The organism is Sphingopyxis sp. CCNWLW2, assembly GCF_037095755.1.
Classification (GTDB): Bacteria; Pseudomonadota; Alphaproteobacteria; order Sphingomonadales; family Sphingomonadaceae; genus Sphingopyxis.
Genome location: NZ_JBAWKJ010000002.1, coordinates 626,356 through 649,688 on the forward strand (window position 1 = coordinate 626,356; position 23,333 = coordinate 649,688).

22 protein-coding genes and 1 tRNA gene are annotated in these 23,333 nt (G+C 65.3%); 10 read left to right on the top strand and 13 right to left on the bottom strand.

Features of this window, described 5'->3' with window-relative positions; all coding sequences use genetic code 11:
• Window positions 1-56 precede the first annotated feature (56 nt).
• Complete coding sequence (locus tag V8J55_RS14120) at window positions 57-539, top strand: YbjN domain-containing protein (RefSeq protein ID WP_336446254.1); 483 nt, start codon at window positions 57-59, stop codon at window positions 537-539.
• A 39-nt stretch (window positions 540-578) separates the two neighbouring features.
• Here the strand turns inward: V8J55_RS14120 and V8J55_RS14125 are convergent, their stop codons facing one another.
• From V8J55_RS14125 to thiE, 5 genes are all read right to left on the bottom strand, one after another.
• On the bottom strand, window positions 579-1,400 hold the full coding sequence (locus V8J55_RS14125) for an inositol monophosphatase family protein (protein ID WP_037510802.1): 822 nt from the start codon (window positions 1,398-1,400) through the stop codon (window positions 579-581).
• Window positions 1,397-1,714, bottom strand: coding sequence for a cupin (locus tag V8J55_RS14130; protein WP_037510800.1), 318 nt, complete (start codon window positions 1,712-1,714; stop codon window positions 1,397-1,399). The genes V8J55_RS14125 and V8J55_RS14130 overlap by 4 nt, the downstream gene beginning before the upstream one ends.
• Window positions 1,714-2,277: an elongation factor P gene (efp, locus tag V8J55_RS14135; RefSeq protein ID WP_077029554.1), complete on the bottom strand. Its 564-nt coding sequence runs from the start codon at window positions 2,275-2,277 to the stop codon at window positions 1,714-1,716. The genes V8J55_RS14130 and efp overlap by 1 nt, the downstream gene beginning before the upstream one ends.
• 108 nt (window positions 2,278-2,385) lie before the next feature.
• Window positions 2,386-4,344, bottom strand: coding sequence for an OPT family oligopeptide transporter (locus V8J55_RS14140; protein WP_336446255.1), 1,959 nt, complete (start codon window positions 4,342-4,344; stop codon window positions 2,386-2,388).
• A gap of 320 nt (window positions 4,345-4,664) precedes the next feature.
• Window positions 4,665-5,303 (bottom strand): thiamine phosphate synthase, encoded by a 639-nt coding sequence (gene thiE, locus V8J55_RS14145; protein WP_336446256.1) that lies wholly within the window; start codon window positions 5,301-5,303, stop codon window positions 4,665-4,667.
• Window positions 5,304-5,338: 35 nt separating this feature from the next.
• On the opposite strand from thiE, the gene V8J55_RS14150 reads away from it, so the two are divergent.
• Window positions 5,339-5,737, top strand: coding sequence for a hypothetical protein (locus V8J55_RS14150; protein ID WP_336446257.1), 399 nt, complete (start codon window positions 5,339-5,341; stop codon window positions 5,735-5,737).
• On the opposite strand, the gene V8J55_RS14155 is transcribed toward V8J55_RS14150, so the two are convergent.
• From V8J55_RS14155 to tkt, 6 genes are all read right to left on the bottom strand, one after another.
• Window positions 5,734-6,393: an O-methyltransferase gene (locus V8J55_RS14155; protein ID WP_336446258.1), complete on the bottom strand. Its 660-nt coding sequence runs from the start codon at window positions 6,391-6,393 to the stop codon at window positions 5,734-5,736. The two genes, V8J55_RS14150 and V8J55_RS14155, sit on opposite strands and share 4 nt — an antisense overlap.
• Window positions 6,390-6,827 (bottom strand): SAM-dependent methyltransferase, encoded by a 438-nt coding sequence (locus V8J55_RS14160; RefSeq protein ID WP_336446259.1) that lies wholly within the window; start codon window positions 6,825-6,827, stop codon window positions 6,390-6,392. The genes V8J55_RS14155 and V8J55_RS14160 overlap by 4 nt, the downstream gene beginning before the upstream one ends.
• Window positions 6,828-6,833: 6 nt before the next feature.
• A complete protein-coding gene (locus tag V8J55_RS14165) occupies window positions 6,834-7,703 on the bottom strand; it encodes a fructose bisphosphate aldolase (RefSeq protein ID WP_443030832.1) in 870 nt (289 codons plus the stop codon).
• Window positions 7,704-7,803: 100 nt separating this feature from the next.
• Complete coding sequence (locus V8J55_RS14170) at window positions 7,804-9,000, bottom strand: phosphoglycerate kinase (protein ID WP_336446261.1); 1,197 nt, start codon at window positions 8,998-9,000, stop codon at window positions 7,804-7,806.
• Between the two features lie 17 nt (window positions 9,001-9,017).
• Window positions 9,018-10,025, bottom strand: coding sequence for a type I glyceraldehyde-3-phosphate dehydrogenase (gap, locus tag V8J55_RS14175; RefSeq protein WP_137887969.1), 1,008 nt, complete (start codon window positions 10,023-10,025; stop codon window positions 9,018-9,020).
• Window positions 10,026-10,064: 39 nt separating this feature from the next.
• Window positions 10,065-12,032: a transketolase gene (gene tkt, locus V8J55_RS14180; protein WP_336446262.1), complete on the bottom strand. Its 1,968-nt coding sequence runs from the start codon at window positions 12,030-12,032 to the stop codon at window positions 10,065-10,067.
• A gap of 168 nt (window positions 12,033-12,200) precedes the next feature.
• On the opposite strand from tkt, the gene V8J55_RS14185 reads away from it, so the two are divergent.
• The 4 genes from V8J55_RS14185 to V8J55_RS14200 all read left to right on the top strand — a co-directional run bounded on the left by V8J55_RS14185 (window position 12,201) and on the right by V8J55_RS14200 (window position 13,920).
• Window positions 12,201-12,407: a hypothetical protein gene (locus tag V8J55_RS14185; RefSeq protein ID WP_336446263.1), complete on the top strand. Its 207-nt coding sequence runs from the start codon at window positions 12,201-12,203 to the stop codon at window positions 12,405-12,407.
• On the top strand, window positions 12,400-12,846 hold the full coding sequence (locus V8J55_RS14190) for a cell division protein ZapA (protein WP_336446264.1): 447 nt from the start codon (window positions 12,400-12,402) through the stop codon (window positions 12,844-12,846). Before V8J55_RS14185 ends, V8J55_RS14190 begins: the two co-directional genes overlap by 8 nt.
• A gap of 253 nt (window positions 12,847-13,099) precedes the next feature.
• Window positions 13,100-13,693: a 5-formyltetrahydrofolate cyclo-ligase gene (locus V8J55_RS14195; RefSeq protein WP_336446265.1), complete on the top strand. Its 594-nt coding sequence runs from the start codon at window positions 13,100-13,102 to the stop codon at window positions 13,691-13,693.
• Window positions 13,690-13,920 carry a DUF2842 domain-containing protein gene (locus V8J55_RS14200; RefSeq protein WP_336446266.1) on the top strand — a complete coding sequence of 77 codons (231 nt, stop codon included), beginning with the start codon at window positions 13,690-13,692 and terminating at the stop codon, window positions 13,918-13,920. The genes V8J55_RS14195 and V8J55_RS14200 overlap by 4 nt, the downstream gene beginning before the upstream one ends.
• A gap of 81 nt (window positions 13,921-14,001) precedes the next feature.
• On the opposite strand, the gene V8J55_RS14205 is transcribed toward V8J55_RS14200, so the two are convergent.
• Both V8J55_RS14205 and V8J55_RS14210 read right to left on the bottom strand, forming a co-directional pair.
• Window positions 14,002-14,078 (bottom strand) — tRNA-Asp (locus V8J55_RS14205).
• Window positions 14,079-14,121: 43 nt separating this feature from the next.
• Window positions 14,122-15,336, bottom strand: a complete 1,215-nt coding sequence (locus V8J55_RS14210; RefSeq protein ID WP_443030826.1) for an AI-2E family transporter — start codon at window positions 15,334-15,336, stop codon at window positions 14,122-14,124.
• Between the two features lie 181 nt (window positions 15,337-15,517).
• Between V8J55_RS14210 and V8J55_RS14215 the strand changes: the two genes are divergently transcribed.
• From V8J55_RS14215 to V8J55_RS14230, 4 genes are all read left to right on the top strand, one after another.
• Window positions 15,518-16,519: a hypothetical protein gene (locus tag V8J55_RS14215; protein WP_336446267.1), complete on the top strand. Its 1,002-nt coding sequence runs from the start codon at window positions 15,518-15,520 to the stop codon at window positions 16,517-16,519.
• 11 nt (window positions 16,520-16,530) lie between these two features.
• Entirely contained in the window at window positions 16,531-16,995 is a 465-nt protein-coding gene (locus V8J55_RS14220) for a hypothetical protein (protein ID WP_336446268.1), read from the top strand.
• Window positions 16,996-17,070: 75 nt separating this feature from the next.
• Complete coding sequence (locus V8J55_RS14225) at window positions 17,071-18,135, top strand: hypothetical protein (RefSeq protein ID WP_336446269.1); 1,065 nt, start codon at window positions 17,071-17,073, stop codon at window positions 18,133-18,135.
• Window positions 18,136-18,201: 66 nt separating this feature from the next.
• On the top strand, window positions 18,202-23,316 hold the full coding sequence (locus tag V8J55_RS14230; RefSeq protein ID WP_336446270.1) for a hypothetical protein: 5,115 nt from the start codon (window positions 18,202-18,204) through the stop codon (window positions 23,314-23,316).
• Window positions 23,317-23,333: the final 17 nt, after the last annotated feature.

The following is a 23,333-nucleotide window of genomic DNA, read 5'->3' on the forward strand; positions in this document are numbered from 1 at the left end:
CAAAAAGGGTCGGAGTACCGCGCTTTCGGGGCGCAACTTGGATAAAGGGAGCTTCCATGGGACCAATTACCACTCGCGCCGCACTGGCCTTGGGCGTTGCCGCACTTTTCTCGGCGACTCCAGCCCAGGCAGAACTGATCAACGCGTCGAATCCGGCAACGATCAAGGCGATCCTCGAGTCGCAGGGCTGGCCCGCGACGCTGGTCAGCAAGGCGGGCGACGATCCCTATCTGGAAAGCAATCGCAACGGCCTGAAATTCCTCGTCCTCTTCATGAACTGCGAAGAGGGCAAGAAGTGCAAGACACTGCAATATTATATGGGGTTCAGCGACGCGAAGGGCGTCTCGCTCGACAAGCTCAACAAGTGGAACAAGGACAAGCGCTTCGCCCGCGCCTATAAGGACGACGAGGGCGATCCGGTGCTCGAAATGGACGTCGACCTTGATTTCGCGGGCATCCCGCGCGAGAATGTCGGCGAGACGTTCAACACCTGGGCGTCGCTGATGGACAGCTTTCGCGAGTATGTTTTCGAGAAGTGATGTTGCGGCCCTCCCCTTCGCGGGGAGGGCGCAAGATTATCAGGCGTTGCGAAGCGCGCCCGCGACGAGCTTTTGCAGCTTCGAATGCACCGCGGCGCTGCCGGCGATGAATTCGCTGCGCTCGATCGCGCGGTCGCCGCCGCGGAAATCGCTGACGAAGCCGCCGGCTTCGCGCACGAGCAACATGCCCGCAGCAACGTCCCAGACCTTGAGGTCGCTTTCCCAGAAACCGTCGTAGCGGCCCGCAGCGACCCACGCGAGGTCGAGGCTGGCGGCGCCGAAGCGGCGGATGCCGGCGACTTCAGGCGCGACGGCGCCGAAAATGCGGCTCCACTGGGCCATATTGCCGTGGCCCATGTACGGGATGCCCGTCGAGATCAGGCATTCGTTGAGGTGGCGGCGCGATGCGACGCGCAGGCGGCGGTCGTGCAGCCACGCGCCGCGCCCGCGTTCGGCCCAATAGCTTTCGTCGGTGACGGGCTGGTAGACGAGCGCCGCGGTGACGTCGCCCCAGCCGCCGCCGGGCTTCGGTTCCTGTACCGCGATCGAGATCGCGAAATGCGGGATCGCGTGGAGGAAGTTCGAGGTGCCGTCGAGCGGATCGATGATGAAGCGCGGCTTGCCGGGCTCACCTTCGATGATTCCGCCTTCTTCGAGCACAAAGCCCCAGCCCGGACGATCGCGGCCGAGTTCGTCATACAGCGTACGCTCGGCCGCCTGATCGGCTTTCGACACGAAGTCGGCGGGGCCCTTCTGCGAGACCTGCAGATGCTCGATCTCGCCGAAGTCGCGGCGCAGCTTCGTGCCGGCCTTGCGCGCGGCGCGTTCCATGACGGTGATGATGCCCGATACGGCCACTATACGGATCCCTTACGTTCTACGACCAAAATGCGGGCCTCGCCCACCGGATGCGCGACATGTTCGTCGCCGACATCGGCTACAAACATGTCGCCGGCGGCGAGGCGCACAACATGCTCCTCGCCCGCCTCTCGATAATGCATGTCGACCGTCCCGGCGATGACGCAAAACAGTTCGGCGCCGTCGTTGACATGCCATTTATAAGGCTGGTCCGTCCAATGCAGACGGACGCTGGCGCCTTCGACCTCGACGAGATCGCGCGCCCCCCACGCGCGGTCGGCCCGAAAGCTCCGCGCGTCGGTGACGATCTTAGCCATCAGTCGGCGCGGCGGACATATTCGCGGTCGTACACATGCACGACGATCTTCGTGCCGCTCGTGATGTGCGGCGGCACCATCACGCGCACGCCATTGTCGAGGATCGCGGGCTTGTACGACGACGAGGCGGTCTGCCCCTTCACCACCGCGTCGGCCTCGACGATCGTCGCTTCGATCGTTTCGGGGAGCTCGACCGAGATCGGGCGCTCTTCCCAAAGCTCGAGCACGACGTCCATGCCGTCCTGCAGGAATTCATGCGCCTCGCCGACAACATCCTTCGAAATGTTGATCTGCTCGAAGCTGTCCTTGTCCATGAACACCAGGTCGTCGCCCTCGGCGTAAAGGAACTGGAAATCCTTGGTGTCGAGGCGGACCTTTTCGACCGTGTCGGCGCTGCGGAAACGGTTGTTGAGCTTGCGGCCGTCGATCAGGTTCTTGGCTTCGACCTGCATATAGGCGCCGCCCTTGCCCGGCTGGGTGTGCTGGATCTTGGTGACCTTCCAGATCCCCTTTTCAAATTCGATAATATTGCCGGGACGGATTTCAACGCCGGTGATTTTCATCGCGCACACTCACAGTTCAAGGATGGAAAGAGCAAAGCGGCGCCCGCCGGGCACAGCTATCAGGTGCGCGCCTTTAGCCGCGCCAGCGCCGAAGGGCAAGTCGCCGCGTCAGGGCGTCGCGACGACCATCGCGCGCGTGCGCTTGTAGCTGAGCCAGACAAGCCCGACGAACAGTAGCAGGCCAACCCATGGCGCGAAGGGCGCATAGCCCTCGCCGACGACCGCCAGCGGCGCATCGCTGCCGCTGCCCGCAACAATCCCCGCATAGAGCACCCCGAACAGGCTTTCGCCGACGATCATGCCCGTTGCCGTCAGCACCCCCATGCGGTGCGCAAAGCTCGCGTTCGGGCGCTTCGCCGCCCAGCGATCGTAGAGCCAGCCGCCGACCGCACCGATCACGACGGGCAGGATCACCGCCATCGGGAGGTAGATGCCGATACCGATCGCGAGCGGCGGGAGGCGCAGCTTACCCGCGCGGCCGAGCAGCGCATCGACGATGATGAAGCCGACGCCCGCGAGCGCACCATAGCCCAGCATCGTCCAGTTCAGGTTGCCGCCGAGCACCCCCTGCGCCAGCGACGAGATCAGCCCCGCCTGCGGCGCCGCAAGCGCATTCGGCCCTGCCCCCGGTGCGCCGACGAAGCCCAGCGTCTCGTTGAGCACGTTGAGCACCGGCGGGACGACGAGCGAGCCGAAGATCACGCCGATGATCAGCGCGACCTGCTGTTTCCACGGCGTCGCACCGACGAGCTGGCCGGTCTTGAGATCCTGGAGATTGTCGTTCGAGATCGTCGCGATGCCGAAGACGAGCCCGGTGACGATCAATGCATAGGCGACCATCGCATTCACTTCGGCCTCGCCCCCGCCGCGGCCGAGCAGGCCGAGAAGGAGCAGCGACGATGCGATGATCGCAAGGATGCCGATCCCCGACACCGGCGAGTTCGACGCGCCGATCAGGCCCGCCATATAACCGGTAACCGAAGCGATCATCAGTCCGACGATGATGATGAACAGGATCGCGCCCGCGATCAGCGCGAACGACGCGCCCGCGAGCGGCCCACTCGCGAGTTCGGACCAGAGCAGCCAGCCGATCGGCAGCATCAGCGCGAGCGAGCCGCCGAACACCCAGTTGATCGACATATCCTGTTCTTCGATGGCGAGCGCCGTCCCGCCCTGCCGCGCGCGGCTCGCCGCCATCGCCGAACGGATTCCGCCGAGCACAGGCCCCGCGATCTTGACGAGCGTCCAGATCGCGGCGACCGCGATCACGCCCGCGCCGAAAAAGCGCACGTCGGCGCGGAACACGGTGTTTGCCAGGGTCTCGGGATCGCCCGCGCCGCCCTGCGTGAGGATCGGCAGCAGCACCCACCAGCCGGTGACCAGCCCGACGAGTTGCGCCATGCCGACCGACAGGCCGACGAGATGGCCGACGCCGAACAGCGCAAAGGCAAGCCCGCCCGCGACGCCGGTTGCGCCGCTGCCGACCGCAAACCAGCGCGCGACTTCGGCGCCCGCGAGCTTCATCTGGGTGAGCAGCGTGAATCCCGCCGCGACGATGCTATTCCACATCAAGGCCGAAAGTCCGGCGCGATTCTCCTCGGCGCCCTCGGCACTCGCAGCGCCAACCTGCAGAACTTCGGCGGCGGCGCGACCTTCGGGATAGGGAAGATCCGAATCGACGACCAGCGCGCGGCGCAACGGCACCGAAAACAGCACGCCCAATATGCCGCCGAACATCGTGATCGCGGTGGTTTCGAGCAGCGGGAAGCCCTGCCAATATCCGACCATGACGAGCCCCGGCAGCACGAAGATGATCGCAGCCAGCGTTCCCGCGGCGCTTGCGATCGTCTGGACGATATTATTCTCAAGAATCGTCGATCCGGCCATATAGCGCAGCAGCGCCATCGAGATCACCGCCGCGGGGATCGACGTCGCGAAGGTCAGCCCGACTTTCAGCCCCAGATACACGTTCGCCGCCGTGAACGCCAAAGTCAGCAGGCCGCCGAGCAGGATCGCGCGGATCGTGAGTTCGCGCCCGCGCGAGGTCGGCGTGGTTATTTCGGTCATCAATAATCTCCCCGTCCGCTGTCTTGCGGGGCACCGCGCCCAGCGCAAGCAAAAAGCCACGAATCGAGGTCAGTTGGACCGAAACGCCAAAAGCGACGGACCGATATTCTTTTGACGCATCGATCCAATATGAAGCGCCCCGCCCCTGCCATATCGGCGGCCATGATGAGTATCGATCTTTCGGGCCTTACCCCGCCGCCCCCACGCGGCAACGCAGCAACTTCGTCGCGCGGGGCTCCCTGCGCCGGCCTTTTTGGCTGGCGCAAGGACGCGGCGGCGCCGCCTGCGTCCAAGGACAGCCCGAAGACTCCGGGGCGCGATTACCCGGCGGGCTGATTTTCGAGGAGCGCACCGAACGCCCGCACCGCCGCTCCCGGGCCTTCGGGATACGCCCAGACACCACCCGATACCGCAAGGAAATCGGCGCCGGCGTCGATCAGCACCGGCGCATTGTCGACCGTGATCCCACCGATCGCGACGCAGGGCAATTCGAACATGCCCTGCCACCATTCGAGAATCTCGGGGTCGGCGTGATGCTCGACCATCTTGGTGGTCGTCGGGAAAAATGCGCCGAAAGCGACATAATCGGCTCCCGCCTCGCCCGCTTCCATCGCCAGATGGCGGCTCGCATGACAGGTGACACCGATCTGCGCCTGCGGACCGAGTAGCTGGCGCGCCTCGCGCGGGTCGCCGTCATCCTGCCCCAGATGCACGCCATCGGCATCCAGCCGCTTCGCGAGCGCTACATCGTCGTTGACGATAAACGCCACGTCGTGCGCGGCGCAGATCGCCTGCAACGGTTCGGCGAGCCGCGCCGCCTCGTGCTGGTCGATGTCCTTGACGCGAAACTGGAACGCTGCGACGGGTCCGGCGCCCAACGCTTCGGTTAACCGATCGGGAAAATCGCCGCCGACATCTAGCGGCGAAATGAGGTAAAGTTGGCAGGTTGGTGCTTTCATGGCGCGTTCATAGCGGCGAGGTAACAGACGGGCAAATGCAGAACTTACACCGCCTCGCGATCCTCGCTCTCCCCGCCGCGCTCGCCCTTTCCGCCTGCGCCACGACGCGCGGCGCGCCGCTGCCCGATGGGAGCGACGTCGCGCTTGGTCAGAAGGCCTATGTCGACGGCCCGATCGTCCAGCCGATCGAGGTGCTGGAGGACAGCCGCTGCCCGATGAACGCACTCTGCGTCTGGGCGGGCCGCGTGCGGGTGAAGATGGTCTGGATCCGCGGCAATGGTGAGAAACAGCCGTTCGAGGCGACACTGGGCGAACCGACCCATATTGCCGACGGTCAGTTCACGCTCGAATCGGTCCGCCCCGAAAAGCGCACCGACAGGGCGATCAGACCGGGCGACTATCGCTTCTCGCTCCGCTTCGCGGGCGGCCTCTAAAGCACTCGCGCCAGCACGAACCCGTCCCATTTTTTCGCGCCGACGGTCTGGATCGCGGTCGCATCGAGGCGGGGGTCGGCGGCGAGCATGTCAAACAGCGCGCGGGTGCCGATGATCCGCTCGTCGTCGCTGTCCGACTCCAGCACCCCGCCTTCGCGGACGACATTGTCGACGATGATCGTGGTGCCCGGGCGCCCGAGCCGGATCGCTTCGGCGACATAGAGCGCGTTGCTCTGCTTGTCGGCATCGATGAAGACAAAATCGAACGGCCCTTCGCCGGTCATCGCCGCAAGGCTCTCCGCCGCCGGGCCGACGCGGATATCGACCTTGTCCGACACCCCGGCGCGTTCCAGATTCTGACGAGCGACCTTCGCGTGATCGCCTTCGAGTTCCAGCGTCACCAGCTCGCCGCCATTAGGCAGCGCGCGGGCAAGCCAGATCGTCGAATAACCGCCGAGCGTTCCGACTTCGAGGATGCGTTTCGCACCCGCCATCTGCGCCAGCAGAAAGAGCATCTTGCCCTGCGCCGCCGACACGTCGATCAGCGGCAGACCTTGCTCGGCATTGTTCGCAAGTGCCGCAGCCAGCGGTTCGTCGCCGCCGAGAAGTTTCTCCGCGATATAGCTGTCGACGGCCTTCCATTGCGCTTCGGTCATGCATCTTCTCCCGGATCGATCTCGCGCAGCGGATTGCCGCCATCGATGAACAACCGCCCGCCAGGTTTCAGCGCCGCGCGCAGCCGGGCAAGCGCCTTGACGCCTGCCGCGGGGTGGCGCCCATCGAGTGCGCCGACGCGAACGGCAAAGGCCATGTCGAAACGCCGCTCGCCCGGCGGTAGCTCGAAATCCTCAATGGAAATGGCACGATAGGCCAGTCGGCCGCCCGCCATCTCGGTTGCCGAAAGCGATACGGCTTGTGCGATCGCTGTCGGCGACCGGTCGATTGCGAGGATATGGCCGTCGCCGATCCGGGCGGCGACGGCGCGGGCCGCGGCACCGGGGCCGCAGCCGATCTCGATCACGCGAAGCCCCGGCGCAAGCGGCAAGGCATCGACGATTTCCCGCAGCCGGGGCGAAAGCGCCGCGGCCACCGCTGATCAGGCCACGGAGGCCGCGTGAATTTCCTTGATCGCGCCGCCGAGTGACGCGTTGAATTCCTCGTCGCTCATCTGATGGCGCAAATCCTCGAGCAGCGCGCGGCTGAAGCTCGCGATGATGCCAGGATTTTTCGCCAGCTCGACGCACGCTTCGGGGCGGGCGAAGCCGCCCGACAGCGCGACGACGCGCAGCACCTTCGGATGATCAACGAGCGGCTGGAACAGGCCGGCCTCGGTCGGCAGCGACAGCTTGAGCATCACCGGCGCGCCGGTCCAGGCGTCGAGTGCCGCGAGCGTTTCCTTTAGCAGCAGGCGATCGGCAGCGTCGCGTTCGGCGCTCTTGATGTTCACTTCAGGCTCGATGATCGGGACGAGGCCGTGCGCCGCGATGCGCGCGGCTTCGGCGAACTGCTGCTCGACAATCGCCTTGATGCCGACCGGATTGGCGAGATTGACGACGCTGCGCATCTTGGTGCCGAATACGCCCTTCGCGACCGCACGCTCGCAAAGCGCATCGAGACCCGGGTTGGCCTTCATCAGCTGGACACCGTCGGCTTCGTCTTCGAGCCCCTTGTCGACCTTCAGGAACGGCACCACGCCGCGCTCCCAGAGCAGCGCCGGAACCGGCTTGCCGCCCGCTTCGCCGTCCATCGTGCGCTCGAACAGGATCGCGCCGATCACCTTCTCGCCGTTGAAGCAGGGCGCGGTGACGATGCGGCTGCGCATGTCGTGGATCAGGCCGAACATTTCCTCGTCGTTCGAGAAGGCGTCGGCTTCGATGCCATAGCCCTTCAATGCCTTGGGCGTCGAACCGCCGCTCTGGTCGAGTGCGGCGATGAAGCCCTGCCCCGATTTGATCTGGTCGAGCATGGCGGCATTGGCGGTGGTCATAGGATCTCCGGTTGTTTGCATACGTATGTGGCGCTGCGCATAGCTGCCCCTTGGGCGCGATGCAATGCGACGGGGAAGTCTATGCCTTCAGCGCGTCGACGCCCGGCAACGGCTTGCCTTCCATCCATTCGAGGAAGGCGCCGCCGGCGGTCGAAACGAAGGTGAAGTCGCCGGCCACGCCGGCATGGTTGAGCGCGGCGACGGTATCGCCGCCGCCCGCGACCGAAATCAGCGAGCCTTCGCGGGTCAGCGCGGCAGCGGTCTTCGCGAGCGCGACGGTCGCGGTGTCGAACGGCGGCGTCTCGAACGCGCCGAGCGGGCCGTTCCACACGAGCGTGCGGCAGTTTTTGAGCACGTCCGCCAACGCCTCGACCGCAGCCGGGCCGACGTCGAGGATCATCTCGTCGGCGGCAACCTCGTGGACGTTGACCGTGCGCGTCGGCGGATTCGGGGCGAACTCCTTCGACACCACGACGTCATAGGGCAGATGGATCGTGCAGCCCGCAGCATCGGCCGCGTCGAAGATCGCATTGGCGGTATCGACGAGGTCATGCTCGCACAGTGACTTGCCGACATCGACCCCGCGTGCGGCAAGGAAGGTATTCGCCATGCCGCCGCCGATGATCAGATGATCGACCTTGCTGACGAGGTTGCGCAGCACGTCGATCTTCGACGACACCTTGGCGCCGCCGACGACCGCGGCGACCGGATGCTCGGGGTTGCCGAGTGCGGCGTCGAGCGCCTTGAGTTCGGCTTCCATCGCGCGCCCCGCATAGGCGGGCAGCCGCCGCGCGATACCTTCGGTCGAGCCATGCGCGCGGTGTGCGGCCGAAAAGGCGTCGTTGACGTAAATATCGCCAATCTCGGCCAGCGCGTCGGCAAAGGCCGGATCGTTCTTTTCCTCGCCGGGGTAAAAGCGCGTGTTTTCGAGCACCGCGACGTCGCCCGCGGCGAGCACCGCGATGCCCGCCTTCGCGCCCTCGCCCACGGCTTCGGGGATGAACATCACCGAATGGCCGAGGACATCTTCGACACCGCCCATAACGAGCGACAGCGACTGGGTCGGGTTCTTCGCGCCCTTCGGCCGCCCGAAGTGCGCGAGAAGCAGGACGATCGCGCCCTTGTCCGACAGTTCGCGGATCGTCGGCATTGCCGCCTGGATTCGGGTCGCGTCGCTGACCGCGCCTTCGAACAGCGGGACGTTCAGGTCGACGCGCACGAGCACGCGCTTGCCGGTGACGTCACCGATATCGTCGAGGGTCTTGAAAGCGGTCATCGACGTTTCCTTTTGGATCAGAGGAACTTGGCGACCACACCTGCGGTGTCGATCATGCGGTTCGAGAAGCCCCATTCATTGTCGTACCAGCTGAGCACGCGCACCAGCTTGCCGTCGATCACCGCGGTTTCGAGGCTGTCGATCGTCGAGCTGTGCGCATCGTGGTTGAAATCGATCGAAACCAGCGGCTCCTCGGTAAAGCCGAGCACGCCCTTCAGCGGGCCTTCGGCCGCAGCCTTGAGCACCGCGTTGACCTCTTCCTTGGTGGTTTCACGCAGCGGCGTGAAGGTCAGGTCGACGACCGAGACATTCGGGGTCGGAACGCGGATCGACGAACCGTCGAGCTTGCCCTTGAGTTCGGGCAGGACCAGGCCGACGGCAACCGCGGCGCCGGTCGAGGTCGGGATCATCGACATCGCGGCGGCGCGGGCGCGGCGCGGGTCGTCGTGGATCTGGTCGAGGATCTTCTGGTCATTGGTATAGGCGTGGATCGTGGTCATCAGACCGCGCTCGATCCCGATCGCCTCGTGCAGTACCTTGGCAAAGGGCGCGAGGCAGTTGGTGGTGCAGGACGCGTTCGAGATGATCAGGTGATCGGCGGTGATCTTGTCGTCGTTGACGCCGTAAACGACGGTCAGGTCGACTTCCTTGGCGGGGGCCGAGATCAATACGCGCTTGGCACCGGCGTCGAGATGCTTCTGGCCGCCGGCCTTGTTGGTGAAGAAGCCGGTGCATTCCATCACGATGTCGATGCCGTTTGCGGCATGCGGCAGCGCCGCGGGGTCGCGCTCGGCGGTGACCTGGATACGCTTGCCGTTGACGATCAGATCGCTGCCGTCGATTTCGACGCTGCCGTTGAAGGCGCCATGGACCGAGTCATGACGAAGCAGGCGGGCATTGGCCTTGGCATCGCCCAAGTCATTGATCGACACGAGTTCGAGATCGTGGTCGGTCCGCTCCAGAATCGCGCGAGCTACATTGCGGCCGATGCGTCCGAAACCGTTGATTGCGACTTTCACTGCCATGTCGAAATAACCTTTCTGCGTGTGGGAGAACCGGCTTTCTTAGTTGCCGAGCCGTGCCAGGATCTGGGGGGTAATAGCATCGGCGGTAAGGCCGAAATGCTTGAATAGGTCTTCAATCGGTGCCGAGGCGCCGAAGCTGTCGATGCCGAAGCGCAGGCCGTGACGGCCGGTATAGCGTTCCCAGCCGAAGGTCGTGCCCGCCTCGATCGACACGATCAGCGCGTCGTCAGGCAGGGTATCGGCCTGATAGGCGGCACTCTGCTCGTCGAAGAGTTCGGTCGAGACCATCGAGACGACGTCGGCGCCGTGGCCGGCGGCCTCGAGCTTATCGGCGACTTCGATTGCCAGCGATACTTCGGAGCCGGTTGCGACGAGCACGACCTTGCGCGCCGCAGCAGCATCGCGAAGGCGGTAACCGCCTTTGAGACAAAGATTTTCGCTGACGTCATGACGCAGCGGCGGGAGGTTCTGGCGGGTCAGCGCGAGCAGCGACGGCCGGCTTTCCTGTGCCAGCGCCAGCGCCCAGCATTCGGCGGTTTCGACCGCGTCGGCGGGGCGGAGGACGAGCAGGTTCGGCATCGCGCGAAGCGACTGGAGATGCTCGATCGGCTGGTGTGTCGGGCCGTCTTCGCCAAGCCCGATGCTGTCGTGCGTCATCACATAGACGACGCGCTGCTGCTGGAGCGCCGACAGGCGGATCGCGGCGCGGCAATAGTCGGCGAACACGAGGAAGGTGCCGCCATAAGGAACGACGCCGCCGTGCAGCGCCATGCCGTTCATCGCCGCCGCCATGCCGAATTCGCGGATGCCATAATAGATATAACGACCCGAATAATCGTCCTTTGTCAGCGGCTTGGTCGACGATGTTTTGGTGTTGTTCGAACCGGTCAGGTCGGCGCTGCCGCCGACGAGCGATGCGATATCGGCGGTCAGCGCGCCGAGCGTGTTCTCCGACGCCTTGCGCGTCGCGACCTTCGGCGGTTCGGCAACGAGGCCGTCGAGATAGGCTTTGAACGCGTCGCCCAGAACGATCTTGCCGCTCAGACGATCTTCAAATTCCTTTTTCTTTTCGTTGCTTGCAACGCGATCATTCCATGTAGCATGAAGCGTCTTGCCCTTCTCGCCAAACGCCGCCCACGCCGAAGCGATATCGGCGGGAATGACGAACGGTTCGGCGGTCCAGCCGAGTTCCTTGCGCGCCGCGGCGATCTCGTCGGCGCCGAGCGGGGCGCCGTGCGTTGCCGAGGTGCCCTGCTTGTTGGGGGCGCCGAAACCGATGATCGTGCGGCACGCGATCAGCGACGGGCGCGGATCGGCGAGCGCGGCGTCGATCGCGCGGCGGATGTCGGCGGGATCGTGGCCGTCGCAGCTTTCGACATGCCAGCCGGTCGCCGCATAGCGCGCCGGAATGTCCTCGCTGGTCGACAGGTCGGTCGACCCGTCGATAGTGATCTTGTTATCGTCCCACAGCACCGTCAGGCGGCCGAGGCCGAGATGGCCGGCAAGCCCGATCGCTTCGTGGTTGATGCCTTCCATCAGGCAGCCGTCGCCCGCGATCACCCAGGTGCGGTGGTCGACGAGGTCATCGCCATAGAGTGCGTTCAGATGCCGCTCGGCGATCGCCATGCCGACCGAGGTCGCGAGTCCCTGCCCGAGCGGCCCGGTGGTCGTTTCAACGCCGGCAAGCTCGAAATTCTCGGGATGCCCCGCGCAAGGGCTGTGGAGCTGACGGAAATTGCGGATGTCGCCGATGGTCGGGCGCGCATAGCCGGCGAGATGCAGCGTCGCATAGGCAAGCATCGAGCCGTGCCCGGCCGACAGAACGAATCGGTCGCGGTCGGCCCATTTGGGGTCGGCCGGATCGAACTTCAGATAGTCCGAATAAAGGACGGTGGCGACGTCGGCCATGCCCATCGGCATCCCCGGATGACCGCTGTTTGCGGCCTGTACGGCATCCATCGCAAGCGCGCGGATTGCGTTGGCGAGCTGACGTTCGGACAGTGTCATTGGTCCCCCGGAAAATGGCTGGGCTGGCACCGGACGCTACGTCCGGTTTGATGCGGACAGCCCTTTGCGGCGGCGGGGGCAGGAGTCAACCGCCCGTGACGGAAAATCGGCGCATTTTCGACCGACAGGGCAATTGCACGGCCTCCCCGGCACTGCTAACCCTTCGTCATGGAACTCGATCTCGACGAATCCAGCCTGGCCATCGGCCGTATCGAACGCGCATTGAGCCGGATCGAAAAGGCGCTCGCCGACCGAGCGAACCGGCCCGAATCGGCCGCTGCCGCACCGTCCGCCGACCAATCGGCGCTGAAGGCCGAGGTCGCCGCCGTCATCGGCGAGCTCGACCGGCTGATCGCGGAGGCCGACCGTGGCTGACGTCAAACTCACGATCGCGGGACGCCCCTACGACCTCCATTGCGAGGACGGGCAGGAATCGCAGCTTCTTCAGCTTGCCGCCGTCGTCGACGAAAAAGCGCGCGCGATGCCGGGTGGGACGGAGGTTCGCCAGCTCCTTTTCGCGGCGCTGATGCTGGCCGACGATGCACAGGATGCGAAGGGCAAGATCGAAAAGTCCGAACCGCAGTCCGATTCGCTTCGTGCCGCGGTGGCGCTCGCCGAAAGCCGCGAAGCGGCTGCGCGTGAGGAACTTCGCGCGGCGGTTGCGCGCGAGCAGGCGGCGTTCAAGGAGCTGGAAGCAGCGCGGCAGACTGTCCCGGCCGCGCCGGCGCCGACCAACCCGTCGAACAACCGGGCATTGCTCCAAATCGCCGACCGGATCGAAGCGCTGGCCGCGAAAGTCGAGCAACTCCCCTAAGCGCGCGCGCCGCGCGCTCAAGCCAAACCCCTTGAGCAAGCGGGCCCGCGCTCCTACATAGGGGGCGGCGGGCACTGCCCGGCACGAGCTTTTGCGAAAATCCCTGAGGCGATACATCATCCTAGGGGGCTGTCCCTGCCCGGACCCTGGTCCGACGTACATGGTCCCCACCTGACGTTACTGGCGTCAGAGGACTTTCCAGCAAACGACCTCGGCGGTCCCGCCAACCACCCAGCAAGTCCCAGAGGAGGCGATGACCGACTTGTCCGCCAATCTGGTCCAGCAAAAACAGAAACTGCGCGAAAAGCTGCGTTTTCGCCGCAAGCATTTCGCGGCGAATCTCGACGGGATGGCGCAGCTCGCGGCGTTTCGCGCGCTGCCCGCGCCGCTGTCCGATCTTCTCGCCGATCACGCCGTCGTTGGCGCCTATGCCGCGTCGGGCGACGAGCCCGATATCATGCCGATATTCGCCAGCGTGGCGGAAGCGGGCGCGCTCGCCCTGCCCCACCATGCCGGGCGGATCGCCGAAATGACCTTTCGCCTTTGGCAACCCAATGAGCCGCTGATGAAGGGGCCTTGGGGCACGCGCCAGCCTGCGGACGACGCTTCTTTGGCCACACCCGACCTCATCTTCTGTCCGCTCGTCGGGTTTGATCGCCAGGGCGGCCGGATCGGCCAGGGTGGCGGGCATTATGACCGCTATTTCGCCGCGCATCCCGATGCCTTGCGGATCGGAATCGGCTGGTCTGTGCAGGAAATCGACGCCACCCCGCGCGAATCGACCGACATCGCGCTCGACGCGATCCTGACCGAACAAGAATTCATCCTTTGTGGAGACCGTTTGTGAGCCAAATACCACCCGGGCCCCAGCCGAGCTGGCGCAAGCCCGCGGGCATGTTCCTGATCCTCGCACTGATCGCGGGGTGGACGGGGATCGTCGTCAGCCTGTCGCCTTGGGTCGGTACATGGCCGGTGCTGGTGCAGGCAGTCTTCTACCTCACCGCAGGGATCGTCTGGATCCTGCCGCTGAAGCCGCTGCTGCGCTGGATGGAATTGGGGAAATGGCGCGACTGAAACGTCGCGCCATTTTTCCCTATTTCCTATGATGGAATGGTCCCAAGACGCGGTGGCCATTCCGTCCGAAAATGGAAGGAATGGCGCGAGTGACGGGGCTCGAACCCGCGACCTCCGGCGTGACAGGCCGGCACTCTAACCAACTGAGCTACACCCGCGTGTGCTTGGGAGCCGCGCCAATATGGCCCTCGCCCCGACCTGTCAACCGTCGCTTTCGTCATGCGTGCGATTTAATCGATCGCGCACATCGTCGGTCGTCGTCAAAGTGCCATGTTCGAACAGGAAACCCGCCAAATCGGGGGTCCCCGTCGATGCGAGCACCGTCTGCAGGATCAGCAGCAACGGCACCGCCAGCAACGCACCCGGCGTGCCCCACACCCATCCCCAGAAGCTGAGCGACACGAGAATCAGCAGCGGGTTGATCGTCAGCCGCTTGCCGAGCACCAGCGGGGTGATCAGATTCGCCTCGACCAGATGAACGCCGATGAAGATCAGCGCGGGCAATAGCGCGAGCCCGACGGCGTCGAAGGTCATCAACCCGCCAAGCCCGAGCAGCACCGCGGCGACGATCGGCCCCAGATAAGGCACGAAATTGCAGATGCTGACGATCCCGCCCCACATGAAGGGCGACGGCATCCCCAGCGCCCAGAGTAGCAGGGAAACGGTTAGCCCCAGAATCGCGTTGATCATCGTGATCGTCGCCAGATAGTCGGCGGTGGCATCGACGACATTCTGGATCACCCGCGCCGTCTGCATCGCGCCATCGAAGCTGCCGCGCCTGCGAATCGTGCCTTTGCGCAGCCGCGTCCAGCCCGACAGGAAGAAGAAGATCACGAGCACCGCGAAAAAGAGCTGGATCGCGGCCGAGGGCGCCGACGAAATGAAATAGTCGACGACCGACGTCGGCGCCGTCGCGGCCACCGCCTGCGCCGTCGCTTCGGTCCCGCTGGCGACCGACATCAGCGTGCGATCGACGAAGCGTTGCAGCGTCGAATAGAAATCGATCAGCGGTGCCAGATTGCTCTGAATGCGCGGGATCGATTCAGGAATGCGCGCAAACCAGCCGGTGGCGGGTACGACGATGATCGCGAGCGCCGCGTTGATAATCGCCAGAAAGACAGCAAGCGCGAAGAAAGCCGCGAGCGCCGACGGCAGGCCGCGCCGTTCGAGCCATTCGAGCAGCGGGACGAGCGCGATCGCGATGACGATCGCGGCGGTCAGCGGCAGGAAGAATTCGGCGCCCGCCTGCAATGCGAAAGGCAGCCCGAGACAAAAGCTGGCGCCAAAAAGGAGCGCGAGCGCGGCGAGCAGCCGGTCGCGGCGGAAATCGTCGATCTCGATCTGGTGCAGCGGATTGATGCGCGGCGGACGCCCATCCTTGCTGCCCCGGTCCTCCGCCACCCCTGCTCTCCTCATTATTTGCCTCATCTTACGCGCGCTTGGCGTGTCGCGCCAGTCGCCCCATTTTGCGACGAACCAGCCCCCTTCCCTGTCCCCATTTGGAGCAAAATGCGTCTTTCTACCTGCTTTTTAACCAGAAATTACCCTTTATCGGCGACTGAAGGCTCCAAGGACCAACCTATTCGGAGTCAAAGTGATGATGATAGCGCCTGTGGGGGGCGCGAAGCATCGGCTTCTTCCCTCTTGTTCACTCATTGCCTTGCTGGCAGCGCTCGCGTTGCCGGTGCAGGCCGAGGCCGCCGGCACACGCGCCGGCTCCACCATCAGCAATACCGCGAGCGCGAGCTTCGATACGGGGGGCGGCACGACGACGGTCGATTCGAACCGCGTCGACCTGCTCGTCGACGAACTGCTCGACGTCACGGTCGATTCGAGCAATCCCGCCGACGTTCCGACGACGCCGGGCGCGACGGGGCAACTGCTGACCTTTTCGGTCACCAACAATGGCAACGGCCTCGAAGCGTTCGGACTGACGACGATCGCGAACGCCGGCGGCGACAATTACGACCCTGCCGTCACGCAAATCTATCTCGATAACGGCGACGGCCTTTTCGACGCCAGCACCGACACACTCTATACGCCGGGCGCGAATGATCCGTCGCTGGGTCCCGACCAGAGCATCACCGTCTTCGTCCTCGCGACGACGCCGGGCACCGTGGTCGACGGCAATCGCGGCATCGTCAGCCTGGTTGCCGCGGCGAAGACGGGCACCGGCGACCCCGGGGACAGCTTTGCCGGCCAGGGCGAAGGCGGCGGCAACGCCGTGGTCGGCTCGACCGGCGCCGACGGGCAGGATGCGGGCGCATTCATCGTGTCGGCCGCGACCGTCACATTGGTCAAATCGGCAGTCGTGACCAATTCGCTCGGCACGACCGACCCGGTCCCGGGCGCGACGATCACCTATACGATCGTCGCCACGGTCGCGGGCAGCGGTTCGGTCAGCGGGCTTGCGATCACCGACAATATACCCGCGGACACCAGCTATGTGACCGGCTCGATCACCCTCGGCGGCAGCGGGCTGTCCGACGCGGCCGACGCCGATGCGGGCGATTATAACGGCACGCGGATCAACGTCGCACTCGGCACCGTCGCCGGCGGCCAGACCCGCACCGTCACCTTCCGTACCACGATCGATTGATGGAGATGCGTATGCGCACCGTCCTTTTCCTTTTGTTTGCCGCGCTGATGCCCGGCCAAGCGCTCGCCGCGAATCAGGTCGCGCTCGACAATGCCGTGTTCGTCGAACGCGTATCGACCGACGCGCAGGGCAAGCAGAGGATCCTGCTCGAAGAATCGAAGGTCGTCGTTCCCGGCGACCGGTTGGTCTTCGTGCTCAACTATCGCAACGCCGGCGCGCAGCCCGCCGACAAGTTCGTGATCACCAATCCGATGCCATCGGCGGTCCGCTTTGCGGACGCCGGCGACACGCGGCCGTTCGTCTCGGTCGATGGCGGCAAGCAGTGGGGACTGCTTTCCGACCTCAGCATAACGATGTCCGACGGCGCGCGCCGTGCGGCACAGCCGGCCGACGTCACCCACGTCCGCTGGGCCTTCCAGAAGCCGATTCCGGTCGGTGGGACGGGCAAGCTCATGTTTCGGGGGATTGTCAAATAAACAAATAAAACAAACCGCTTAATGGTTGCCAGCGGTGGGGAAACGGCAACCAACATAAAGCCCAGGAGCTCAGCTATGACCAGCAAGCTGACTTATATGGGTGCCATCGGTCTGGCGGCGCTTTCGAGCGCCGCCGCCACGCCGGCGTTTGCCGCCGGAACGACCGCGGGCACCACGATCACCAATACCGCCACCGTCGATTTTCAGGTCGGAGGCGTCAGCCAAACTCAGCAAAGCGCGTCGAACAATTTCACCGTCGACCGCAAGATCAACCTGCTCGTCGAAGAAGTCGGCACGGCCACGACCAATGTCGTGCCCGGACAGACGAATGCCGTCACGACGTTCCAGCTGACCAACAGCTCGAACGAAATACTCGACTTCGCACTCGTCGCGTCGCAGATCGTCGGCGGGACCGCCGCGCATGGTGGAACCGACACGTTCAACGCCAATAACGTCCGGATTTACCGCGACAATACGTCGACGGGTACGATCGGCAGCTGGGATGTCGGCGATGCGCTCGTCACCGCCTATATCGACGAGATCGTCACCGACACGGCGATTCGCCTGTTCGTCGTCTCCGACATTCCGGCGGGGCTCACGAACAATGCGGTCGCCGGGGTGACGTTGCGAGCGACCGCGCGCGAGGGCGGGCTTGCCGGCACCCAGGGTGCGGCGATCACCGAAACTACCGGCGCAAACACCGCGGGCAAGGATACGGTCTTTGCCGACATCGCCGGGGTCACGGGCGACGCGGCGCGCGACGCATCGCATAGCGACAACGACGACTATACCGTGGTCACTGCGACGCTGGGGGTCACCAAGACCAGCCGCGTCATTTCGGATCCGTTCAACAACACGACGAATCCGAAGCTGATCCCGGGTGCGGTCGTCGAATATTGCATCGCGGTCGCCAACACCGGCAGCGCCGACGCGACGTCGGTCCTCATCAACGATCCGGTCCCCGGCCAGTTGACGTTCAGCGCAGGCACGATCCTGCTGAACGGCACGGTCACCGCGGGAACCTGCAACGCCGATGGCGCTGCGGGCGGCAGCTATGCCGCACCGAACGTTTCGGGGACCATCGCGACCGTTGCCGCGGGCGCCACGCGCACGCTCGTCTTCCGCGCGACGGTCAACTGATCGGGTAACGGACGGGACAGCGGAGGCACTGGCGAAAGCCGGGCTCCGCTGCCCCCTTCGGGGCTTATGGCACTCGGAACAAAATATTTCGGCCTTGTGACCGCCTTGGTCGCGGCAGCGCTGCTGCCCGCGATCCCGGCGGCGCGCGCGCAGGTCATTTCCAACACCGCTTCGGCGCAGTGGACGCACGACGGGCAGCCTGGACAGGCGCTGTCGAACCGCGTCGATGTGACGGTCACGCCGCGTCCGGCGCCACCGCCGGCGATTGCGACATATCGCCTGACGAGCGGCAGCGGCACCAAATCGGTGCAGTTGGCCCCGACCCAGTGCAGCCGTGCGGGCGCGCGCAACGCGGCGGCGCGCGGCGCCAGCAGCACCATCCCGCTTGGCGGCGTCTATGAAGGCATATCGACCGCACCCGCCGCGCTGCAAAGCACCGACAATTTCCGCGCCGGCGAAGTGCTGGTCGTCGGTGTCACACTCGCGTCGGCCAATGCCGATCCGCAGCAGCGCGACACCCTGCCCGTTGCCCTCGATCTCGAGAATGGCGATCGCGAGCAGATCGTCCTGACCGAGACCGCCAACAACAGCGGCGAATTCGTCGGTTTCATCAACACGGTCGGCGTTCCGCCCGCGGTGGTTCAGGGCGATTGCCGCCTGTCGGTTAACCCCGGCGCGCCGTTGGCGCTCCGCGTTACCGATCAGGCGAATGCCAGTCTCGTCGCACTGGCGACGATCAACTTCCTCGTCGATCCCTTCGGCATCGTGTTCGACAGCGGCGACGGCGCCCCCGTCGCGGGAAGCCGTCTGACGCTCGTCGACGCCGTGACCGGCCAGCCCGCGCAAGTGTTCGGCGACGATGGCGTCTCGGCCTATCCGTCGAGCGTGGTCACCGGCCAGAGCGTCACCGACGCGGGCGGCACGACGTATAATTTCCCGCCGGGCGACTATCGCTTTCCCTTTGTCGCGCCGGGCACCTACCGTCTGATCGTCGCGCCGCCCGTGCCCTACACCGCGCCGTCGCGGTCGAGCCCCGCCGACCTCGCCGGTCTGCGGCGTCCCGACGACGGCCAGCCGTTCACGATCACAGGTGCGAGCTATGGCAATGTGTTCACGCTGAATAGTCCGGCGCCGGTGCGCGTCGACATTCCGGTCGACCAGCCCGGACTGCCGCTGATCCTGCGTAAGACGACCTCGACGCAGGTCGCGGTGCCCGGCGACGTGATCCAGTATCGCATCGAGGTCGCGAACCGCGACGCGCGCCGCAGCACCGGCGCGGTGACCGTGCGCGACATGCTGCCCGCGGGAATGCGCCTGCGCGCCGATACCGTTCGCGCCGATGGTGTCCGCGTCACAGCCAACGTCGCGGCGAACGGCCGCGAGTTCGCGGTTACGCTGCCCGGCATTGCGGCATCGCGCTCGACGCTGCTCACCTATCTGGCCGAAGTCATCGTGTCGGCGCAGCCGGGCAATGCGCTCAACCGCGCCACCGCAACCGACAACCGCGGATCGACGAGCAACATCGCCGAAGCGACGATATCGATCAAACGCGACCAGCTCGGCGACCGGATGACGATCATCGGCCGCATCACCGACGGCGGCTGCCGTGTCGATCCGGGCAAGGCGGGCGGGATCATGGGTGTGCGCGTGATGCTTCAGGACGGCAGCTATACCGTCACCGACGCGGACGGCCGCTATCATTTCGAAGGCGTGCGCCCCGGCCTGCATGTCGTCCAGATCGATCCGTCGACGCTCCCGCTCGACCGCGAGGCGATCGACTGCGCGCGCTCGACGCAGAGCGCGGGCAGCCCGATCTCGCGCTTCGTCGAAGGCCGCGGCGGCGCCCTGAAGCGCGCCGACTTCCGCGCCGTCGCCAGCACGCCGCGCGCCGCGCCGAACCATGTCGCCATCGAAGCGCCCAAGGTGCTGAGCGATCCCGAAGCCGCCGGCGCGGGCCGCGACTGGCTCGCGGGTCAGGCACCAGGCATCGGCTGGCTTTTCCCCGACGCAGACCACAATCCGCGCGCCAAGGCGATCCGCGCGGCGATCAAGCACGCCCCGGGGCAAACGGTGTCGCTCCACATCAACGGCAAGCCTGCCGACGCGCTGACGTTCGAGGGCGTGAGCAAGTCGGCCGACGGCAGCATCGCGATCAGCCTGTGGCGCGGGCTCGAAATCCGCGAAGGCGAAAACCGCCTCGTCGCCGAGGTGAGGGATGCGAACGGGGTCACGATCGAAACGCTCGAACGCGGCGTCCATTATTCGATCACCCCGATGCGCGCGTCGCTGATCCGCGAAAAGTCGGTGCTGGTCGCCGACGGTGTAACGCGCCCGGTGATCGCGGTGCGCCTGATCGACCGCAACGGCAAGCCGATCCGCGCCGGCCTGACGGGCGATTTCAGCGTCCCCGCGCCCTATTATCCCGCGGTCGAAGCCGATGCGCAGCAGGCGCGCCAGCTCGCCGGCCTTGAGCGCGCACAACCGGTGTGGAAGATCGATGGCGACGACGGCATCGCCACTATCGAACTCGAACCGACGACTGCATCGGGAACGCTCGCGATGGATTTCACCTTCCGCGACGACAAGGTGACACGCAAGCAGACGATCGAAACCTGGCTCGATCCGGGCGATCGCCCGTGGACCGTCGTCGGCTTTGCCGCGGGTACGCTCGGTTACAACACGCTCGATGACCGGATGGAGCCGATGGCAGAGACGCTCGACGATCTCAACGCCGATGCTCGTCTCGCGCTGTACGCAAAAGGCCGCGTCCGCGGAAAGTGGCTGATGACGCTGGCGTATGACAGCGACAAGGACAAGGATGACGCCCGGTTCGGCGGCGTGATCGATCCGCGCGCCTATTACACCATCTACGCCGACCGCAACGAGACGCGCTACGACGCCGCCTCGGTGCGCAAGCTCTACCTGCGCCTCGAGCGCCCGCAATTCTACGCGATGTTCGGCGATATCGAGACGGGGATTTCGGAACCCGAACTCGCCCGCTACCAGCGCGCGCTGAACGGCGGCAAAGCCGAATATCGGGGCCGCAACGTCGCCGCGACCGCCTTCGTCGCCGACACGCCGTACCGTTTCCGCCGCGACGAGATTCAGGGCAATGGCCTGACGGGCCCGTACCAGCTCGGCGCCAAGGATATCCTGCCAAACAGCGAGCGGATTGTCATCGAAACGCGCGACCGGCTGCACAGCGAACGCATTGTCGAGACGATCAGCCTGACGCGCCATGTCGATTATGACATCGACTATCTGTCGGGCACGCTTCGCTTTCGCGAACCCGTGCTTAGCCGTTCGTCGGACCTCGACCCGCAATTCATCGTCGCCGAATATGAAGTCGATGGCGTCGGCCAGCGCGTGCTCAACGCCGGCGGCCGCGTCAGCTATCAGTCGAATGACGAGAAGCTGCGCGTCGGTGCGACCTTCATCCACGACGAAGATGGCAACGCCAAGACCAACCTCGGCGGTGTGGACGCGCGTTATCGCCCGACGATCGAAACAGAAGTCCGCGCCGAACTCGCGGTCAGCGATGCCAAGGCAACCAATGGCAGCGCCGCCGCCAATGGCACCGCGAAGGCGTGGCTGATCGAGGCCGAGCATCACAGCAGCAACGCCGATTTCCTCGCTTACGTCCGTGAGCGCGAGACCGGTTTCGGCACCGGTCAGCTCAACAGCAGCGAGAACGGCACGCGCAAATTCGGCTTCGACGCGCGCGTAAAAGTCAGCCAAACGTTGTCGGTCACCGGCAGCGCATGGCAGGAGGATTATCTCGAAACGAGCGCGCGTCGTCGCGCCGCCCGAGCGCTCGTCGAATATGACAATGGCACCAGCGTCGCGCGCGCCGGATTGACGCACGCCGACGACCGTTTGACCGACGGCACGCGCAATCGGTCGAACATCGTCCAGCTCGGCGCGACGCAGCGATTGATGGGCAAACGCCTCGAACTCGACGCACAGACCGAATTTGCCCTCGGCGGCAAAGACGCGAGCATCGATTTCCCGACGAGGCATCGCGTGGGCGCGCGCTACGCGATCAATCGCGACGTCAACCTCGTCGGCAGCTACGAGATCGCCGACGGGGACACGATCAAGGCGCGCACCGCGCGGGTCGGTTTCGACCTGACGCCTTGGTCCGGCGGGCGCCTGCTCGCGACCGCGAACAGCCAAGAAATTGGCGAATATGGTCCGCGCAGCTTTGCCGCTTATGGCCTGTCGCAGTCGCTGAAGCTTGGCGAGCGCTGGTCGGTCGACCTGTCGGTTGACGGCAACCGCACGATCAGCGGCATCCGCGCCAAGGACGTGCTCAATGTCGACCATCCCGTCGCATCGGGCGGGTTCCTTGGCGGCAATGGCACACTCACCGAGGATTTTCTCGCGATCAGCACCGGCGCGACCTATCGCGCCGATCGCTGGACGCTGACCGGCCGCGCCGAATATCGCGATGGCGAGATCGCCAATCGTTACGGCCTGACGCTCGGCGGGCTCCGCCAGCTCGGCGAAGGCCGCGCGCTGGGTGCGCTCTTTACCTACGCCAAGGCGAGCGGCAGCGGTCCGACCCCGACGACCGAAGTGATCCAGTTCGAAATGAGCTGGGCGCATCGCCCCGCCGATTCGCGGATTGCGTGGCTCAACAAGAGCGAATTCCGTTCGGATAAGGTCCGCGACGCGGTCGCGGGTCAGGCCGGGCCGATTGGCGGCACCCTGACGATCGATGGCGACGCGACGAGCCGCCGCCTGCTCAACAGCCTGTCGGTCAACTGGACCCCGCTCGGCGATCGCGGCGACCGGCGCGACAATGACCGCATGTGGTACGAGCGCGCCGAAATCGGTTTCTTCTGGGGCACGCGCTATAATTTCGACCGCTTCGGCGTCGATGATGTGAAGGGCTGGTCGAACCTGATCGGTGCCGACTTCCGCTTCAACCTTGGCGAAGATGTCGGTGTGGGTGCGTCGGGAACCGTACGCGTCGGGACCGATGCCGATACCGTCAGCTGGGCGGGCGGCCCGACGGTGACGCTGGCGCCGATGAAAAATGCGAACATCACCTTCGGCTATAATTTCACGGGCTTCCACGACCGCGATTTCGAAGACACGCGTTTCTCGCGCTCGGGCGCCTATGTGACCTTCAAGCTGAAGTTCGACCAGACGAGTTTCGCGGGGCTGGGGCTATAGACCGACCGCGGGAGGAA

What these genes read in the sequence shown, in the direction of transcription:
- V8J55_RS14120 (WP_336446254.1), top strand. Translation starts at nt 57, where the DNA reads ATGGGACCAATTACCACTCGCGCCGCACTGGCCTTGGGCGTTGCCGCA.
- V8J55_RS14130 (WP_037510800.1), bottom strand. Translation starts at nt 1,714, where the DNA reads ATGGCTAAGATCGTCACCGACGCGCGGAGCTTTCGGGCCGACCGCGCG.
- efp (WP_077029554.1), bottom strand. Translation starts at nt 2,277, where the DNA reads ATGAAAATCACCGGCGTTGAAATCCGTCCCGGCAATATTATCGAATTT.
- V8J55_RS14140 (WP_336446255.1), bottom strand. Translation starts at nt 4,344, where the DNA reads ATGACCGAAATAACCACGCCGACCTCGCGCGGGCGCGAACTCACGATC.
- thiE (WP_336446256.1), bottom strand. Translation starts at nt 5,303, where the DNA reads ATGAAAGCACCAACCTGCCAACTTTACCTCATTTCGCCGCTAGATGTC.
- V8J55_RS14150 (WP_336446257.1), top strand. Translation starts at nt 5,339, where the DNA reads ATGCAGAACTTACACCGCCTCGCGATCCTCGCTCTCCCCGCCGCGCTC.
- V8J55_RS14155 (WP_336446258.1), bottom strand. Translation starts at nt 6,393, where the DNA reads ATGACCGAAGCGCAATGGAAGGCCGTCGACAGCTATATCGCGGAGAAA.
- V8J55_RS14165 (WP_443030832.1), bottom strand. Translation starts at nt 7,703, where the DNA reads ATGCTCGACCAGATCAAATCGGGGCAGGGCTTCATCGCCGCACTCGAC.
- V8J55_RS14170 (WP_336446261.1), bottom strand. Translation starts at nt 9,000, where the DNA reads ATGACCGCTTTCAAGACCCTCGACGATATCGGTGACGTCACCGGCAAG.
- gap (WP_137887969.1), bottom strand. Translation starts at nt 10,025, where the DNA reads ATGGCAGTGAAAGTCGCAATCAACGGTTTCGGACGCATCGGCCGCAAT.
- tkt (WP_336446262.1), bottom strand. Translation starts at nt 12,032, where the DNA reads ATGACACTGTCCGAACGTCAGCTCGCCAACGCAATCCGCGCGCTTGCG.
- V8J55_RS14185 (WP_336446263.1), top strand. Translation starts at nt 12,201, where the DNA reads ATGGAACTCGATCTCGACGAATCCAGCCTGGCCATCGGCCGTATCGAA.
- V8J55_RS14195 (WP_336446265.1), top strand. Translation starts at nt 13,100, where the DNA reads ATGACCGACTTGTCCGCCAATCTGGTCCAGCAAAAACAGAAACTGCGC.
- V8J55_RS14210 (WP_443030826.1), bottom strand. Translation starts at nt 15,336, where the DNA reads ATGAGGAGAGCAGGGGTGGCGGAGGACCGGGGCAGCAAGGATGGGCGT.
- V8J55_RS14215 (WP_336446267.1), top strand. Translation starts at nt 15,518, where the DNA reads ATGATGATAGCGCCTGTGGGGGGCGCGAAGCATCGGCTTCTTCCCTCT.
- V8J55_RS14220 (WP_336446268.1), top strand. Translation starts at nt 16,531, where the DNA reads ATGCGCACCGTCCTTTTCCTTTTGTTTGCCGCGCTGATGCCCGGCCAA.
- V8J55_RS14225 (WP_336446269.1), top strand. Translation starts at nt 17,071, where the DNA reads ATGACCAGCAAGCTGACTTATATGGGTGCCATCGGTCTGGCGGCGCTT.
- V8J55_RS14230 (WP_336446270.1), top strand. Translation starts at nt 18,202, where the DNA reads ATGGCACTCGGAACAAAATATTTCGGCCTTGTGACCGCCTTGGTCGCG.